The following is a 17,195-nucleotide window of genomic DNA, read 5'->3' on the forward strand; positions in this document are numbered from 1 at the left end:
TTTTACTTGAGTATGTAAAGAGGTAAGTGCGTCCACTTACCTTATGAAGTTTCTATTCTTCTAATCCTGTGGCACCCCCACAACAACAGCAGCAACAACAACAACAGCCACCGCCGCCGCCTCCACCACCGCCTCCACCTTTAGAGACAGTAATGTTCTCAACGACAGAACCATACCCAAACCCATATAATTCAGTCTCTTCATTAATTGCATTTGGGGTTTTTTGCGACACTAAAACTTCTTCAACATTCATTTTAATACACCTCCGTTATAATTTTATCAATATTGATGAAATTATTTTACCACTATCCAATCATTTTTCAAGCAAAAACTCATCTTATTCTAATTAAAAAACGTATTTTTATACTGAAAAATCTAAAAGTCTTTGATTAGACAACAAAAACAAAAAAATTAATAACAAAACAACTATCATTAATTTTTCTATTTTTATATCAATGAAAATTCTAACAAAAATAATTTTTAAAATATTTATTTTATCACATTAAAATTATAATATACAATGCATATTCGCATATTTTCGGATTTTACCTCTTTAATAACAATTGTGAATACCTAGTTTTATGAATTGATACTTACTATAAGGAAAGCATATTGTTTAATAACAAAACATATTTAAGTATTTAAAAAGCAACAACCGCTAACACAAGAGCTAACAATCATTGCTTTTTGAACTTATTTACTGTACGAAAAAAGACATTAAAAACCAGTATTCTCAATACATTTCAACAGAAACTACTACCTGAAATCATAATTTCTGTATACTTCACTCAATTAATTCCTCTCTGTTCCTGTATCTTCACAGGTCAATGTCTTTGCAAATTATACATCAAATAAGGGGCGTTTTTCTAGTGCTTAGTCGAAAAAAAATAGTTGATTCATAAGTTCATTGTCTTATGAATCAACTATTTGATAACTTTCTCTCTTACTTATTGCGCATTCAGGATCCACATGAATCCGACAAAAACAAAGAACAAGCCATACATAATTGGCGAAACTTCTTTCCCACGTTTTGCCGCAATCATTGTAATTGGATAGAAGATAAAGCCTAAGGCAATCCCATCTGAAATGCTATATGTCAATGGCATTCCTAACAAGATTAAGAAGGAAGGGATTGCAATTTCCATTTCGTTCCATTTAATTTTGCTTAAGGATTGTGCCATCAAAACGCCAACAATAATCAACGCTGGCGCTGTAACTTGCGAAGTGACAACTGCTAACAAAGGAGAAAATAGCAAACTGAAAATAAATAAAATCCCTGTTGTAATAGCTGTGATTCCTGAACGACCACCCACAGCAATCCCCGCAGATGATTCGACATATGCGCCAACTGGCGATGTCCCTAGTAGAGAACCAGCTAACATCGCTGTTGAATCAGCGGCTAAAGCTTTCCCCACACGCGGCATTTTATTGTCCTTCATAAAACCTGCTTGATTGGCTAAGCCCACCAACGTACCAGCCGTATCAAAGAATGTTACTAATAGGAACGTTAAAACCACGACCCACATTTGAATCGTATTGATATCTTTCACATGTCCTAACGCCACTAAAAATGTTGGTTCTAAACTTGGCGCGCTTGAAATAATCTTATCAGGCATTGGAATAACGCCTGTCGCTAAACCAACAATCGTTGAAATCGCCATCCCAATAAAAATACCACCCGGTACTCGACGAACTAACAAAATTGCAGTTACGACTAAGCCGACAATGGTGACCCAGGTTGAACCAACATTCAAAGGTCCTAAGCCAACGAGTGTCGCATCATTTGCCACAATTAAGCCACCTTGGCTTAAACCAAGAAAAGCAATAAACAACCCGATCCCACCTGAAATGGCAAATTTCAAGTCTGCAGGAATTGCATCAATAATTAGCTCGCGTAATTTAAAAATTGTAATTAAAATAAATATCAATGAAGCCACAAAAACGCCCGCTAATGTCGTTTGCCAAGGAATCCCCATACCAACAGAGACTGAATAAGCAAAGAATGCATTAATTCCTAAAGCTGGTGCTGTCGCAATCGGATATTTCGCCAACACACCCATTAAAATACAACCTAAGGCACTCGCTAAAGCGGTGGCAGTAAAAACAGCGCCTTCGTCCATGCCAGAAGCACCAAGTACGGTTGGATTAACGAACAAAATATACGCCATTGAGATAAATGTGGTGAAACCAGCTAACATTTCTCGTTTCATATTCGTATTCAATTGTTCAAGTTCAAAATATGAACTTATTTTTTCTTTCATGTTCCGTCCTCCTAAAATCTAAACATCTTACAATGTTCGTAAAATATTCAATTTATTAATGAAACAACGTGTTTAATCATATAATAAACCAACAAATATGTAAATATCAAATTCTAAATTCTGTAAAAAACGAACAATCACGATTTAAAAAAAGTATTCCTTTCTAGGAATACTTTTTAAATTAAATCGTTTGTGTTGTCGGGCGAACAACCATTTCACTGATTGACATACGATCTGGCGTGTCTATGGCAAAGACCACCGCTTGCGCAATGTCTTCCGCCTTTAAGCCCCAACTTAACTGTTCTAGATGTAACGTTTCAGCTACTACTCGATTAGAAATTGTTTGATAAAGTTCTGTTTGTACAGCACCTGGTGAAATAATCGTTGATTTAATGTTATTCTCTCTTTGTTCTTGTCGCAATCCTTCCATAATTGCTCGAACAGCAAACTTTGTTCCACAGTAGACAGCCGAATCTGGATAAACGACATGTCCTGCCACAGAATCAGTAGCAATAATCTGCCCTGATTTTTGTTCAACCATAATTGGAAGAACTGCCGCAATGCCATTTAAAACACCCATAATATTAATATCTAGCATTTGACGCCATTCTCCTTTTGGTGCTTCAATAAGAGGCGCCGTTGGCATAACTCCTGCATTGTTAAAAAGAACATCAATTCGTCCATATTTTTCCATTGTAAGCTTGATTACACGCTGAACTTCCTCTTCTTTCGTTACATCTGCTTGTTGCACGAGAATCGTTGCTTCAGGAAGTTCTTTTTTTATAGCAATTAAACGTTCTTGTCGACGTGCTGCAATGACTAACTTCGCTCCTTTTCTGGCAAGTAAACGGGCTGTTGCCTCACCGATGCCACTGGAAGCGCCCATGATAACAATAACTTTTTCTGATAATGATTTCATTATATTTCCTCCTTATCTTCCTGAATCCAACGAATAATTTTAGCTGGTGTTCCTGCAACAATAGCGTTAGCTGGCACATCTTTAGTTACAGTCGCATTAGCTGCTACGATAGCATTTTCACCAATCGTAATACCTGGTAAAACAGTGACACCCGCACCTAACCACGCAAATTTTTTAATGGTAATTGGTGCTAGCAATACGCCTCGCCGTTTCATTGGCAGTTCCGGATGATTGACACTTAAGAGATTAACGCGCGGACCAATTAAAACATTGTCTTCAATTATAATGCCCCCTAAATCAACAAACATAGCTGCCCGATTAATAAAAATATTTTTACCAAAATGTATATTGCGTCCAAAATCTGTATAAAAAGGCAATAAAATCGTAACAGTTTCGTCAATTTTGTCTTGGATAATCGTGGCAAGAAGATTCCTTACTTCATTATGTGTATAGGCTTGTTGATTTAATTCTATTAAATAGCGACTATTTTCCTCTTGAATCTGATGAATAAGTTGAAATAGTGGTTCATCTTTATCAATGCTACCTGTTGCAATTAGTTCTTGGAGATTTTTTGTAAGCATTCCTAATCGCCTCCTTTTGCTAAATTTATCGTAATACGTGACAACTCCTCTGTCTAATACTTATAATAAATAGATAAGTATGCGTTTTAGTTATAGGAGGGAAAGTAATGGAATTACGAGTGATTCACTATTTCTTAGCAGTGGTCCAAGAAAAAACGATTAGTGGCGCAGCCAAACAATTGCATGTATCACAACCAACATTATCTAAGCAATTAAAAGAATTAGAGGAAGAATTAGGCGTGACATTATTTATACGAGGAAATCGACAAATACAATTAACACCTGAAGGAGAATATTTAGCTAAACAAGGGCAAGATATTTTAAGCTTAGCGAATAAAACAGTCACCAACTTGTCGCAAAATGAATTCATTAATGGCGAAATCACGATTGGTGGCGGCGAAACAAAAGCTATGTCTTTTTTAGCGAATGCACTACAACAAATAACAAGCCAGCACTCAGCTGATATTCACCTTCATTTATACAGTGGGAATGCAGATGATGTAATAGAACGGCTAGACAAAGGATTATTAGATTTTGGTTTAATTATTGAGCCTGCACCTAAACAAAAATATAGCTATTTAACATTACCAGTTGTAGATACATGGGGCTTAATTACTGTAAAGGACCATCCCTTAGCCACTAAAAATGTTATTACTGCAGCCGATTTAAAAGAAGAACCTTTATTTATTTCTCGACAAGCACAAGTTCCGAGCCAACTCTCTGATTGGCTCGAAGCAAGTCTAGATCAGTTCCGAATCGTTGGGACCTACAACTTACTTTACAACGCTTCACTGATGGTAGAAGCTGGGCTAGGTAGCGCCCTAAGCATTGATGGTATTCTAGAAACAAAGCAAACAAATTTACGTTTTATCCCGCTATATCCTGCTTTAACAGCCAAAATTAGTTTAATTTGGCGCAAAAATACGGTTCTTTCCACAGCTGCTGCATTATTTTTAGAACAAATAAAAAAAAGTATTCAACGCCCTGAATAATAGGTCGTTGAATACTTTTTTAAATCATCACTGTGATCGTAGCTGCTGCCAAAATCAAAACTAAGCCGATAATCGTTACGGTCATTTCCTTGGCTGTTTTCTTTTGACCTAAGAACCAAATACCTGTCAACGTTGCAAGCACAACTGATGTTTGGGATAGAATAAAGCCAGTTGCCAAGCCGTTCATATCTGGCTGCGCTGAAATTAAATAAGTTAACGCTGCAAAGGCGAAGAAAAAGCCTGAAAAAATTTGTTTGTAAGAAACAGTTTCTATAAATGGCGATGTTTCCCCACCCTTAATAGTGACAACTGCTGAATAAATAACTGCGACAATTACCATGCCTATTGCTTGTGGTAAAAAGGCATGCATGCCATCAATTGCCGTCGCTTGGGGTGCTGCAGAGTACGCCCAATAGCCGATTTCACCAACGGCTAATAGAAGAACTGCTTTTTTCATAATCCCAGCACTCTCAGCGGATTCCGTTTCCGACCAGACCGTCATTTTGGCACCAATCATGATTAACACTAAGGCAAATGCGCCTAACAATTTGGCTGTCGCACCTGGCCAGTTTCCTAAGAAAAAGACACCCCAGAGAGAAGCCCCTAAAAGTTGGAACGCGGTCGTTACTGGCATGGCACGTGATGAACCAATCATCGTGAAGCATTTAAATGTAATGATTTGCGCACAGGCCCAACCGACACCAGATAAAATTGAAAAGAATAAATCCATGCCCGCTGGAAAAGCCAAACCATTAATCATTGAAAAAATAGCGGCAAAAATCAATGTTCCTAAACTGGTACCGAGAATTTGATTCACCGGACGTCCACCAATTTTTGAAGCAATTGTTGGAAAAAGCCCCCAACCTAGAAGCGGTCCTAAACCGATTAATAATGCAGTCGCATTCATCTCTATTTCCCCTCTCTCGTTTAAAAGACAACGTTACTTTCTAATAAAATATTTGCGTATGGGGTCATTTCCCCTGTCCGAATAAAGGCATGGCAGTTGTTTAATTCTTGTTTCATTTCTGTATGAGGAATAAAACTGATGGGAGTTTCTGGTAAACGAGTTTTAATTGCTGTCAACATGTCAGGATTTTCTGTTTTAATTTCTTCTGCTAAATAAATTCGTTGAACTGCCAATTCCTCAAGGACATTGTTTAAAACTTCCATAAAACTAGGGACACCATTGGTAACTGCTAAATCAATTTTTTCTGTAGTTCGAGGCACAGGCATGCCTGCATCACCAATACTTAATTTATCAAAATGACCCATTTGTGCGATGACGCGGGAAATATCTGAATTAATAACTTTTGTTTTTTTCATGTCGCTCGCTCCTTTTTATTTGTCTGCCAATTCGTGTTGATAAGGAATCGAAGGTTGGGCTCCAAAACGTTGAACAGTCAACGAGGACGCCTTGTTTCCATAACGAATAGCTTCTTCCAAATTGCTAAAGTCTTTCTCTAATATACTACTTAATGCGCCAATAAAAGTATCGCCAGCAGCCGTTGTATCAACCGCTTTCACTTTAAAAGCAGGCACAATACCACTTCGTCCATTGACGTCATAAAAGGCGCCTTTACTACCTACTGTAATAATTACTGCTTCAATCCCTAATTGATGAAGTGCTTCTGCGGCTTTACGCATACTCGCTTCATCTGTGATTTTAATGCCTGTTAAAATTTCGGTTTCTGTTTCATTTGGTACAATCATATCTGTCACGTTTAGTAATTCTTCAGGAACTTGTTCTAACGCAGGTGCGGGATTTAAAATCGTTTTGACGCCTGCTTTTTTAGCAATTTTAAACGCTGCAATCGTACTATCAATCGCACTTTCAAATTGGGCAATCACAAAATCACTTTTTTCAATAATTTCTTGATGTTCCTGTACTTGTTTTGGCGTAAAGGCGTTATTGGCTCCTGCGTAAATCATAATGCTATTTTCACCAGCGTTATCTACCATAATAAAGGCTTGGCCAGTAGCTGTTTTCTCTAAAGTGGTAACCCCAGTTAAATTAATTTCATCTTGACTCATTAAATCAGTCATCATAGCTCCAGCGCCATCATTTCCCACAGCACCAATAAAATATGTTTCTGCGCCTGAACGTTTCGCTGCAACTGCTTGGTTTGCTCCTTTACCACCACCTGCTGTAAAATGTTCAATGGCGTGAATTGTTTCGCCTGGTTTTGGCATTTCTTTGACTCTTAATGTTGTGTCTAAATTGATACTTCCGATAATTGTAACCGTGTTCATTTTCATCCACCTCAATAAAATTTATTTTTTCATTCTAATTAAAACGTTTTAGTAAAACGTTTTAATTCCACAACAAAAATATAGCACACCTTGAAAGCTATTTCAAGGGTGCTGTCGAAAATCGTTCAATCAGTTGGACCGGCAAGGTTTGCTCCTCCCAATCTTTTGCAGGCTGATGGATTCTTTCCAATAATAAAGTCGCCGTAGTTTGCCCCAATTGAAAAACAGGTTGAGCAATTGTTGTTAGCGGCGGCGAAACATACTCGCACATGTCAACATTGTCATAACCAATAATACTATAATCCTCAGGAATTTTTTTGCCCGCTTCTGCTAATCCTCGATATAAACCAAAAGCAATTTCATCATTGATAGCAAAAATTCCGGTGCTCTCTGTTTTTAAAATTTCGGGGACAGCTTGGTAGCCGCCAGTTTTTGATAATTCTGTTTCGATTAACTGGACCTTTTCCGTATAAACAGAACAAAAACCTTTTAACCGTTGCTGAATATTGACTGGCGCATGTGGTGGCATTACCACGACGACCTGTTCATGTCGTTGCTCTTGTAAATGTTTTGCTGCTAGTTGCCCACCTCTATAATCGTCTGTCAAAACAGCGTCGCTAAAGCCTTCTGCTTTTTTTTGGTCAAGTACAATAAACGGAATCTTTTTCGCACGTAGCGTTTCATTAATCGTTTGATTGGAAATTTCAGAACTTGCAATCACAAAGCCATCGACACTACGACGAATCAACTCTGTTAAATATTCATGTTCTCTTGTAACGTCTTGGTCCGCATTGCATAACATCAGTATAAAATTTTCTTTGTATAAAACACTTTCAATTCCTCGAATCAATTGCGCGAAAAATGGATTAGTAATATCAGGTACGATTACGCCAATCGTCTTACTTTTTTTCATCACCATACGTTGCGCAAAATAGTCGGGCTGATAGTTTAATCGCTCTTTTGCAGCCAATACTTTTTCGACCGTTTTCCCACTAAACCGTGCCCCATTCCCGTTTAAAATTTGTGAAACGGTAGTAATGGAGACACCTGAGTCATTGGCAACATCTTTAATTGTAACCTTTTTATTTGTCATCCTACTTCTCTCCTTGCCGTGAACGCGCCCATTCACCGGACCTCTTAATCTCATTTAATTTACTACAATCATTTACTTTACGCAACCACAAATAAATACGTACATTCGTTTAAACCGTCCTTTCATCCCTTCAACAAATTTCGTTGTTCTACTTTTAAAATGTTATACTGTAGAAAAAATGATTTACTTTTTGCTGAATGGAGGGCCTTAATTGAAAAAGAAATCGATTGGTTTGTTGTTAGCTAGCGCATATTTGTTCCACGCACGTTCTCGTCAAAAATCCTTAAAAGCCTGTCTTTTTGAAGATTCTTTACGTCTTTCCCAAATTGCTCGACTTGAACGAAATCCGAAAGTCACCAAGGCTTTTTATCATTGGCAACGATCATTAAATGAACAAGTAACTTTGCCAAAACATTTACGTCATCTTTTTCCTCTTCAAGAAACGACTCAATTTCCTACGATGTATCGCATGTCAAACTCCGTTATTGCGCCTACCAAGAAAGCTGTACTGTACCTGCATGGTGGGGGCTTTACATTGAATCTCGCCTATAGCCAATTAGACTTTAGTTATAAACTAATTGAAGATCTCTCTTTTGCAACAGATTATTTTATCCCTGTATATCCATTAGCACCAAATAAGTCTTTTGCTGATATTTATAATCATTGCTATGCTGCTTATCAAGAAATTTTACAGCATTATGATCCCGAAGATGTTATTTTATTAGGTGATTCTGCTGGTGGTACATTGGTTTTAAACGTATTGCAGAATTTAGCCATCGATTTCCCTGAACGCTTACCCAAAGCTGCTGTTTTAATTTCTCCTTGGTTAGATGGACATTTAGACATTCCTGTTGCCAAAAGTTATCAAAAAAAGGACAAAATGATTGGCATGAACTATTTACAATTAATTGCCCAAGAGATTGACGACACGGCCAATCACGCCACGCTTTCTTTAAATTGCTTGTCCTTTGATTATCAAAAATTTCCGCCACTTTTTTTCGTGGGCGGCACACATGAAGTTTTTTGCCCTTCCTATCACCAATTTTTAAAGCAATTAGGGCCACGACCACAAGATACTTGCCGATTGGTGCCTGGCATGCAACACGTTTTCGCAATGAAACAATACTTGCCAGAAGGACGACAAGCGCGGAAACAAATTGCACAGTTTATCCAAGAACAATGGTAAAAGGCAAGTGGGACAGAAGTCAAAACGACTTCTGTCCCACTTGCCTTTTTGTAGAAGAAAACACTTAGTTTTCTTCGGCGACTTTTTTCTCCCGCATAGTCAAAACAGCGCTAGCCAAAAGAACAACCACTACAAAAGCAATGATTCCTCCTACTAAAAGACTCGGACCTGCCTCACCTAATTTGCCTAAAAATAGGCCTGGGATTAAATAATCTGTATCCGCAAACGTTGAGGATGCTAACTGTAGATCACCCAAGACTGGTAAAATAAATAACGGTAACCAACTAATTAATAAGCCATTAAACGCAGCTCCTAAAATCGCTCCTCGACGTCCCCCTGTGGAATTTCCAAAAACGCCTGCCGCGGCACCACAGAAAAAGTGCCCGACAACGCCTGGTATAATCACGGTGGTATTCAGACCAACCATCGCTAACATTGAAATAGTTCCCACAATAAAGCTCACAAAGAACCCAATCAAGACAGCATTTGGCGCATAAGGAAAGATAATGGGAACATCAAGTGCTGGTTTAGAATTAGGCACTAATTTTTTAGCAATTCCTTGGAAAGCTGGCACAATTTCTCCTAAAACCATCCGCACACCCTGTAAAACCACTACGAAACCAGCCGTAAAGGTTCCTGCTTGAATTAATGAAAAGATAATCGCATTTTCGCCATTGCTTAACTCATGCTCGACATAGCCTGTCCCAGCCAGCAAAGCCAAAATCACATAGACAATCGACATCAAAATCATAATTGAGATGGTTGAGTCTCTTAAAAAACCAAAACTTTTAGGAATTTTAATATCTTCCGTTGACTTTTCTTTATTCCCAAAGACTTTTCCAATAAAGCCACTTGCCGCATAACCAATATTCCCTGTATGCCCCATTGCTACTTTATCATTTCCAGTAATTTGTTTCATAAAGGGCTGACAAAGAGCAGGTGTCACTGTTAATAAAGTTCCTTCAAATAAACCACCTAAAAGAATCATTGGTAAACTAACGCTAAAACCGGCCCCCACTAAAATAACGGCTGTCAAACACGAAACGTACATCATCGCTTGACCTGTCAAAAAGATATATTTAAAACGTGTAAAACGCGCCAACAGAATATTAACAACCATGCCCACCAACATAATCAGAGCAGTTGGTGTCCCATATTGTTGCAAGGCAATCGCTACAACTGCTTCATTACTAGGCACCACGCCTTGTGTATTTAATGCGGTTTGGAACATCTCCGCAAAGGGCGTTAATGAGTTCGCCAATAGCCCTGCGCCACCAATTAAAACTAAGAAGCCGACGAATGTTTTCAACGTTCCTTGAACAACATCAGAAAATTTCTTTTTCTGTAAAACTAATCCCAACAAAGCAATTAATGAAACCAGAATCGCTGGCTGGCTAACAATTGAAACAAATAAATTCAATAAAGTTTCCATGTTTTTCCTCCTTCTTATTGATGTGCAATGCCATTGTCATCTAAAACTTTCAAGACTTTCTCCTTCGTTTCATCGTAATCAATAATCGCATTTAAAGGAATGATTTTTTCATCAGGAATTGACCCTAAAGCATCTTGCAATGTTTTTTCGACAAAGAAGTAATCAGCCATATCACCACTGGCACTCCCGACATCTGTGTGATCAATTTGAAAATTATCTGTATCAACACCGACTTCCTCTAAAATTTGTTGGATATTCATTTGTACCATAAAACTTGTTCCTAAACCACTTTGACAAACTGTAAAAATCTTCATCTTATTTCTCTCCTTCTTGGATAATTGATAGTATTTCTGGGACGGTTTCAGCCGCCACTAAGCGATGTAATGATTCTTTTTTTGATAGAATTTTTGTCAGACTAGATAAGGCCCGTAAATGTGTTTCGTTATCTGAAGCAGCTAAACAAATAAAAAGGTGAATTTCATGCTTAGGATCTTCTAATAAATCGACACTTTTTTGGATTTTTAGTAATGACATGCCTAACTGATTAACGCCATCTTCTGGTCGCGCATGAGGCAATGCTACGTCTGGACAGATATGGATAAATGGCCCAAACGATTCGACTTTTTGAATCATCGCATCAATGTACTTTTCCGTAATACTGCCATTTTTTAATAACGGCTTGGCAGCTTCTGTAATTCCCGCTCGCCAGTCTGCAACTTCAGGCAGGACTTGGACTGTTTCTGTTGTTAATAATTCCGATAACATTGGACGCAGATCCTCCTCTTTTTCTAAAATTTTGTTCATTTTACGATGCAAGACACGATATAACTGCGCTTCTGTGACTCCTTTTTTTAAGGAAATATAAGGTTTTAACGCATCTAAAATATCTTTAACATCTGGCATGGAAATACCTGGCAATAGCCAATCTGATTGAACTTGGTGCATCAATTGATTTTTCTCCAAAGAGCTCATAATGGGCTTGGTAAGATAAACCTTTTTGGCTGTTTCAATAGGGACCGTTGAGAAAATGATGTCATAGCTTTTTTCAGATACATTCTCTATTTCCCTCACCGCATTCGTTTCTTTAAATTCAATCATTGGAAATAGCCGACGCAATTCCGATTGCAAAATCAACGAAGAACTGATACCACTGGGACAAACAATTAGCGCTTTTAGCTTTTCTTGCCGCTGCTCATTTTTTTGGCCGAAAATTTCTCCACCAAATAATATGGTAAAAAAACCGATTTCCTCTGACGGGATTGACCGTTTCGTTAATTTTTCTAAAGGAGTTAACGCTTGTTCACAAAGATGATAAAGCGACCGATACGATTGTCGAATATCCTTGATTAAAACATTCGGCAAGTAAAAGCCATAGTTAATCCGAAAATAGGCAGGAACCAGATGATAATACACATTCATGAGCAATTCACGAGGCTGTTCAAATTGAACAACGGCCAACAATTCCATTTTCCGAATAATTTCACCAGAAATATCTAATAAAAACTCTAACTTCGTATCTCGCAATTCTCCTTGCAAGGCTGTCATTAAACAAATCGTGAAAAAAAGACTCTCAGTTTCTACATTCGCCACTGGCCCAACTAAATCACTTAAAATACGACGACTGACGGGATAAGCGCGTAAGGACTGAATTAACTGGTTCTCAGGCCAGACGACTGTTCCATATTTGCCTAATCTTTTTTGAGAAAAAGCAAGAAAGTAACTAATTTCATCCAATCTGCTGGGTACCAGTTGAAGCTGCGCTTCCTGGACGGCTAATTGAATGCCGTCACGCATTTTTGCGTATTGGCTCATTTGATGCTGACTGAGCCAGCAAAATAAAGCGAAGGTGCCCGACTTTTGTTGTAAGAGGCGGGCAAGCCAATTTTTCCCGAAACGACGAATCCGAAATTCATCTCCTTCTAGGTAAAACCCTCGTTTTCGTTCGTAGGATAAAGCAATGTTTTCAGTTGCTAGTTGGTGTCGTACTTTTTTGATGTCCGCTAAAATAGTACCTTTCGAAACATCTAAAAAATTTTGGTAATGATACACCGATAGTTCTTCGATTTCTGAATAAGTGAGTAAAAAAATAAGTGCTTGTCTTTCTGTTTCGCTATAAATCACTTGACGTTGTTGAAAAAGTTGTTTTCCCCATTCATTTGCGGAAAGGTTTGGAATGCTGACGGTATTCTGTTGAACTGCTCCGCCTATTGTCGAAAGTTGTGTCACTAATTCTCGTTGCGAAAGATCGGTTATTTGTTGAGCCAAAGAGAGCGCAATTTTTTGCCCTGCATACTCGTCAAGGAGATAACTTATTTTATAATTCACAGCTGTGTCCTCCTCCTGTAATCATCATATAATGATAGCGCTTTATTTTCTATCTAAGTTGGGTACAAATGTCTACTGTACTTTTTTGATAAATTGTACCGTTCTTTATTTTAAAGTTAACAAAAACCCGTTGCAAGTTTCTTAAAAACTTACAACGGGTTTTCTTTATGTTAATTGTGTTTGTAATGCGATATTCAGCAAGATAGCTATTGCTACCCAGCCACCACACATCACCAGAAGCAGCCAACTAAACATTGATTGTTTTACTAAAGACTGCTTAGGCTTTGCTTGATGAACAAAATTCATGCTATTTACTAAGAACAGTAAAAATAAAGCAAAACAAAGGACGGCCAAGCCAGCACAAATCCAAATCCACATCGTAATCTCCATCTATATTCCTCCTTCTACAATTGACTCTGTTTATAAAAACAGCACATTATTTTTCCTTTTTCCTTTTTTTATTCAAATAATAGAAACTTGTTAGTACTACGAGTAAACATGCAATACCAAGGCTGTAAAGCCACGTGCTATTTCGTTCACCTGTCCTTGGTAATGACGTCTGTGCATTAGTCGGATTCGTTTTAGCAGTGGTTTTTCTGCTCACTTTGTCTTGTTGTTGTGACGTTTTTTTATCTTTATTAGTGACTGGTTGTTCTGTTGACTTAGTGCCACCTTTCGTTCTTAGGGGTGCCTTCCCTCCATAAAACGTCACACCGATATTCGTTTGTCCCGCTTCTTCTGCAAAGCTCTCAGAAGAAGCGGTCAGAATCGCAATGCTGACGGTTAAAAGTATTCCCAATGTCACCAGAAGTGACCCTTTACTTTTCATTGTCATCATAGCGTGCTCCTTGTCTATTTTTCAAGGCTGCCTGTTTTTCTTGTTGTAAATAGGCTTGTTGTTTCAGTGTTGCTTTCTGTTGCGTAAAACGCCAAATAGCTAGAATTAGACTCACAATTGTTGCAGCTAACAAGCCATAAAAAGCTTGATTCCACCAAGTCGGTAGGACCAATTTCACTACTGCTTCTTTATTTAATTTTTTGGCTTCTTGACTACTGATGGTAAATTCTTGCTTAAACGGCCACACTTGTTGTTCATCTTCTTTCAAGACCGCTTTTCCTTCAAAAATATAGGTTCCTGGACGAACATCTTCTTTCCCGAAATCTAAATGGAAGTTCATCGTCGAATTTGGCGCAAAACGAACACTTGGTAAAATCCGTTTGGCATATTCTTTCGTTTCGCCTTTTTTCGTTACTTTTCCTTCTAAACGTACTTCAGGAAAAATAGCGGATGTCGGATTCTGAATAACCGCTTGGACCGATTTATTTCCTAAAGCAATGGTCGGAACTAATTTAACTAATTGAAGAGTCTCTGCTAGATACATCGGTGTATCTTCTGACATTCGTAAAGCAATTGCTACATTAAATCCATATCGACTGGTTAAACCCGTTGATTTTCCTTTTTCTTCCTTTTCATCTTCTGCAAGCGAAGCATAAACACCACCCAAAACTAATCCTTGGAAACCATTCGCTGGAATTTCGACAGTCATTTTGGCTGTTACGGTTTTCTTAGCGGGAACTTTTACATGTTCCTCAGGTAATTTAATTAATGTTGTCAAGGGTACTTTTAAACTTGAATCTGGTTTTTTCTCGAAATCATTGTACACAATTAAACCATTGTCATTCGTCACAGCATTCGCCAAATTTAAATCAATCGTCAATTCTTCATCTGTTTTATTAATTAATGATAATTCGACTTCTTGTTTCTGTCCTGGTTTTACAATGAGATCATAGTAGGATTGCGTATTTTTCGCTTGATTCTCAGGAATATTGGGTTTAACTGTAAATTTTGTATTCATGTTGTCATCCGCTTCTTCTGCTTGTACAGCAGAAGGGATGCTTAATGCCATCACACAAATAAAAACTGTGACGATTAGCCAGCGCATTGTCTTCATTATTTGTTCCTCCTATGTATCGAAAAGGAGCCGTGCACCACTGCGCAGCTCCTTTTCTAGTAATGCAGTATTCTCGTTAGTAACTGTTTATGGCGCAGCCACTAATGTCCAAGTTACGTTACCTGTATACGCACCATTTATAATTTGTGAACTAGGTGTTGTAATGTTTAATTTTACATTTGATAATTCAGAATCCCATGTACCTTGACCTTTACCAACTGCTGCTGTAGCAATTGATACAGCTGCTCCACCTACTGGAATAGTTGTTCCAGCAAATTCAGGACTTCCTGGATCTGCTGCAAAGGCAGCCACATCACGTGAGTATTTTGTTGTTGTTTCATCATATTTCGCTACCGCTCCTGTTTGTGCAAAGGTAATTGAACCTTCTAACGTAGCAGTACCGTTTTTCATTTCAGCAACGCCGGCAGTAACTGACCAACCCGCTTGTGTTCCACGAACATCCCCGACACCATAACGTTTTGTTTGGGTACCTGTCGCATCTAACGAAATCGCTGATAAATCAGAACTAACTTCTGTCGAAGCAAATTTGAATTCTGTTGGAACATATAACAAATCAAAGTTAGTATTCGTACCTGGTCCTGGCTCTTGTGTGCTTCCGTCATCTCCATCACCCGTACCGCCTGGTAATGAACCACTTGTCATCTCTACGTTTGCTGGTGTTGTACCAGTCGTTGTTGCATGCGCTGCTGCAGGAGCGATGCTTGCCCCTAAAATAGCTGTTCCTGCAAATAAAGTTACCAATGTTTTTTTCTTCATTTTACTCTCTCCTTTATATCTTGGTTAATTAATGAATAAAAAAGTGAAAAACTTTTCTATCTCAGTAGAACGTAAACTAAGTATAGCGAAAAAAAGACTGCTTGTGATTTCAAATTTTAAACACCTCATGCAAAAAAAATGAATTTACTATAACAGCAAGGTTCCAACGACTTTTTGTGTCTTTGAAAACGTAATTTTCAAAAAAGATATCGTTTTTTTTCATATATAAAGTGGTAATTTTATAAAAAAACAGCGAGAAAACGTCAAAATATTAGTAACAAACACTAACATTTTGACGTTTTCTCGCATTTATTAAATCAAAATTTCCTCAATATTTTTAAAAAAAATAGTGAAAACTAAAATTATATCGTTTTCATAGACAAAACGTACATTTTTTCTTACGAAAATTGATAATCACTCGCTGACTATTCTCTAATCAAAGCTTGCGTTGTACAACGGAAAGAACCACCTAACATTCTAGAAACATGGTAATCAATTGCCTCAACTTTGATACCTTTTGCTTCTATTTGAGGAATTAAGGTTGTAAACGATTGGTCCGTTATATACGTTTCTTCGTTAAGCGGTAGACCATTTGTCACTAAATACGCTGCTTCTTGCAAAGTAACGTGAATTTTTTCCCAGTTGGCTAATTGCGCAGGAAGTCCATCCAAAAAGGCCTCTTCACAAACAATCATCAAGCCTTCTCTCAACAAGCTTAACGCACAATCTAAGTGGAGAATATGCGGATGTAACCGAACCGGCACCACTTCATAACCAAAATGACCAATCATATTGGCTAACCACTGAATTCCTGCTAGGTTACTTGCCAAGCCAGAGTAGCCCACAAAAATTGTTTTTCCTAGAACTAAAACATCGCCGCCTTCAATAAAGGGACCTGCTTCACTTAAAGCCCCTTCAGAAATGTCAGGTTGTGGCGCAGCAAAATAATAGCCTTCTGCTTCTTGTGTCCACTGCTGAATAATCGGACGAATTGGTAAAATTTCTTGTCGACGGTGTTGAAATCTTAAGTTTCCTTCTATTAAGAGATTGCCAATTGTAAAAAAAGGGTCTCGTGAAAAGAAGTTACTATATCCTACGCCCAATTCCTTGCCATGTTCTTTTTCATAGGTTGTCAATAAACGTGGACGAAATACTTCTACGCCATAAGATTCTAATACTCCTTGCATGACTTCTTTTTCTTTTTCCCAACGCACTTGTTGTTCTGGTGCAAAGTCTGCTAAATCGCGCCCTTCATTATTCTGTGTTAAACGGGCATTTTCCTCTGTTAAAAAAGTCGTATCCGCTTCATCAAATTTATCTGGTAAACAAAATTGCGATTGTGCTAAAACAACTGAACGTAACGGTGCAAATTCACTTTCAACATGCATTTTTTTCATTATTTGACCTCACTTTTATCTGGTTACCTT

General features: G+C 38.0%; 18 protein-coding genes. 2 read left to right on the forward strand and 16 right to left on the reverse strand.

All coding sequences use genetic code 11. From position 1 onward, the window contains the following. Positions 1-52: 52 nt before the first annotated feature. The 4 genes from IGL90_RS11975 to IGL90_RS11990 all read right to left on the reverse strand — a co-directional run bounded on the left by IGL90_RS11975 (position 53) and on the right by IGL90_RS11990 (position 3,761). Entirely contained in the window at positions 53-253 is a 201-nt protein-coding gene (locus tag IGL90_RS11975; protein WP_002365266.1) for a hypothetical protein, read from the reverse strand. Positions 254-947: 694 nt separating this feature from the next. Next, positions 948-2,261: an NCS2 family permease gene (locus IGL90_RS11980; RefSeq protein ID WP_002355107.1), complete on the reverse strand. Its 1,314-nt coding sequence runs from the start codon at positions 2,259-2,261 to the stop codon at positions 948-950. Between the two features lie 181 nt (positions 2,262-2,442). Then, positions 2,443-3,180: an SDR family oxidoreductase gene (locus tag IGL90_RS11985; RefSeq protein ID WP_002359155.1), complete on the reverse strand. Its 738-nt coding sequence runs from the start codon at positions 3,178-3,180 to the stop codon at positions 2,443-2,445. Then, the gene (locus tag IGL90_RS11990; RefSeq protein ID WP_002355105.1) at positions 3,180-3,761 is read right to left on the reverse strand and encodes a DapH/DapD/GlmU-related protein; all 582 of its coding nucleotides are present in this window, start codon (positions 3,759-3,761) and stop codon (positions 3,180-3,182) included. The genes IGL90_RS11985 and IGL90_RS11990 overlap by 1 nt, the downstream gene beginning before the upstream one ends. A 107-nt stretch (positions 3,762-3,868) precedes the next feature. Here IGL90_RS11990 and IGL90_RS11995 point away from each other — a divergent pair, with 107 nt between their 5' ends. Beyond that, positions 3,869-4,753 (forward strand): LysR family transcriptional regulator, encoded by an 885-nt coding sequence (locus tag IGL90_RS11995; RefSeq protein WP_002370030.1) that lies wholly within the window; start codon positions 3,869-3,871, stop codon positions 4,751-4,753. Positions 4,754-4,772: 19 nt separating this feature from the next. On the opposite strand, the gene rbsU is transcribed toward IGL90_RS11995, so the two are convergent. From rbsU to rbsR, 4 genes are all read right to left on the reverse strand, one after another. Continuing rightward, on the reverse strand, positions 4,773-5,660 hold the full coding sequence (gene rbsU, locus IGL90_RS12000; protein WP_010777945.1) for a ribose/proton symporter RbsU: 888 nt from the start codon (positions 5,658-5,660) through the stop codon (positions 4,773-4,775). Between the two features lie 20 nt (positions 5,661-5,680). Continuing rightward, complete coding sequence (gene rbsD, locus IGL90_RS12005; RefSeq protein WP_002355102.1) at positions 5,681-6,076, reverse strand: D-ribose pyranase; 396 nt, start codon at positions 6,074-6,076, stop codon at positions 5,681-5,683. A 15-nt stretch (positions 6,077-6,091) separates the two neighbouring features. Beyond that, positions 6,092-7,009, reverse strand: a complete 918-nt coding sequence (rbsK, locus tag IGL90_RS12010; protein ID WP_174078543.1) for a ribokinase — start codon at positions 7,007-7,009, stop codon at positions 6,092-6,094. Between the two features lie 91 nt (positions 7,010-7,100). Then, positions 7,101-8,096 carry a ribose utilization transcriptional repressor RbsR gene (gene rbsR, locus IGL90_RS12015; protein WP_002359151.1) on the reverse strand — a complete coding sequence of 332 codons (996 nt, stop codon included), beginning with the start codon at positions 8,094-8,096 and terminating at the stop codon, positions 7,101-7,103. Between the two features lie 211 nt (positions 8,097-8,307). Here rbsR and IGL90_RS12020 point away from each other — a divergent pair, with 211 nt between their 5' ends. Next, entirely contained in the window at positions 8,308-9,282 is a 975-nt protein-coding gene (locus IGL90_RS12020; RefSeq protein ID WP_048737547.1) for an alpha/beta hydrolase, read from the forward strand. 64 nt (positions 9,283-9,346) lie between these two features. On the opposite strand, the gene IGL90_RS12025 is transcribed toward IGL90_RS12020, so the two are convergent. From IGL90_RS12025 to IGL90_RS12060, 8 genes are all read right to left on the reverse strand, one after another. After that, on the reverse strand, positions 9,347-10,714 hold the full coding sequence (locus tag IGL90_RS12025) for a PTS ascorbate transporter subunit IIC (RefSeq protein WP_002355097.1): 1,368 nt from the start codon (positions 10,712-10,714) through the stop codon (positions 9,347-9,349). Positions 10,715-10,728: 14 nt separating this feature from the next. Next, entirely contained in the window at positions 10,729-11,028 is a 300-nt protein-coding gene (locus IGL90_RS12030; protein WP_002355095.1) for a PTS sugar transporter subunit IIB, read from the reverse strand. 1 nt (position 11,029) lies between these two features. Further along, positions 11,030-13,039: a BglG family transcription antiterminator gene (locus IGL90_RS12035; protein WP_048737545.1), complete on the reverse strand. Its 2,010-nt coding sequence runs from the start codon at positions 13,037-13,039 to the stop codon at positions 11,030-11,032. A 165-nt stretch (positions 13,040-13,204) separates the two neighbouring features. Further along, entirely contained in the window at positions 13,205-13,429 is a 225-nt protein-coding gene (locus IGL90_RS12040) for a hypothetical protein (protein ID WP_002378909.1), read from the reverse strand. A gap of 46 nt (positions 13,430-13,475) precedes the next feature. Further along, on the reverse strand, positions 13,476-13,877 hold the full coding sequence (locus IGL90_RS12045; protein ID WP_048737540.1) for an LPXTG cell wall anchor domain-containing protein: 402 nt from the start codon (positions 13,875-13,877) through the stop codon (positions 13,476-13,478). Beyond that, positions 13,858-14,991 carry a DUF916 and DUF3324 domain-containing protein gene (locus IGL90_RS12050; RefSeq protein ID WP_002385299.1) on the reverse strand — a complete coding sequence of 378 codons (1,134 nt, stop codon included), beginning with the start codon at positions 14,989-14,991 and terminating at the stop codon, positions 13,858-13,860. Before IGL90_RS12050 ends, IGL90_RS12045 begins: the two co-directional genes overlap by 20 nt. Positions 14,992-15,078: 87 nt before the next feature. After that, a complete protein-coding gene (locus tag IGL90_RS12055) occupies positions 15,079-15,768 on the reverse strand; it encodes a WxL domain-containing protein (protein ID WP_048737538.1) in 690 nt (229 codons plus the stop codon). 425 nt (positions 15,769-16,193) lie between these two features. Then, positions 16,194-17,165: a dimethylarginine dimethylaminohydrolase family protein gene (locus IGL90_RS12060; protein WP_002359145.1), complete on the reverse strand. Its 972-nt coding sequence runs from the start codon at positions 17,163-17,165 to the stop codon at positions 16,194-16,196. Positions 17,166-17,195: the final 30 nt, after the last annotated feature.

Source organism: Enterococcus sp. DIV1307a (genome assembly GCF_050537425.1).
In the GTDB taxonomy this organism is placed as follows: Bacteria; Bacillota; Bacilli; order Lactobacillales; family Enterococcaceae; genus Enterococcus; species Enterococcus faecalis.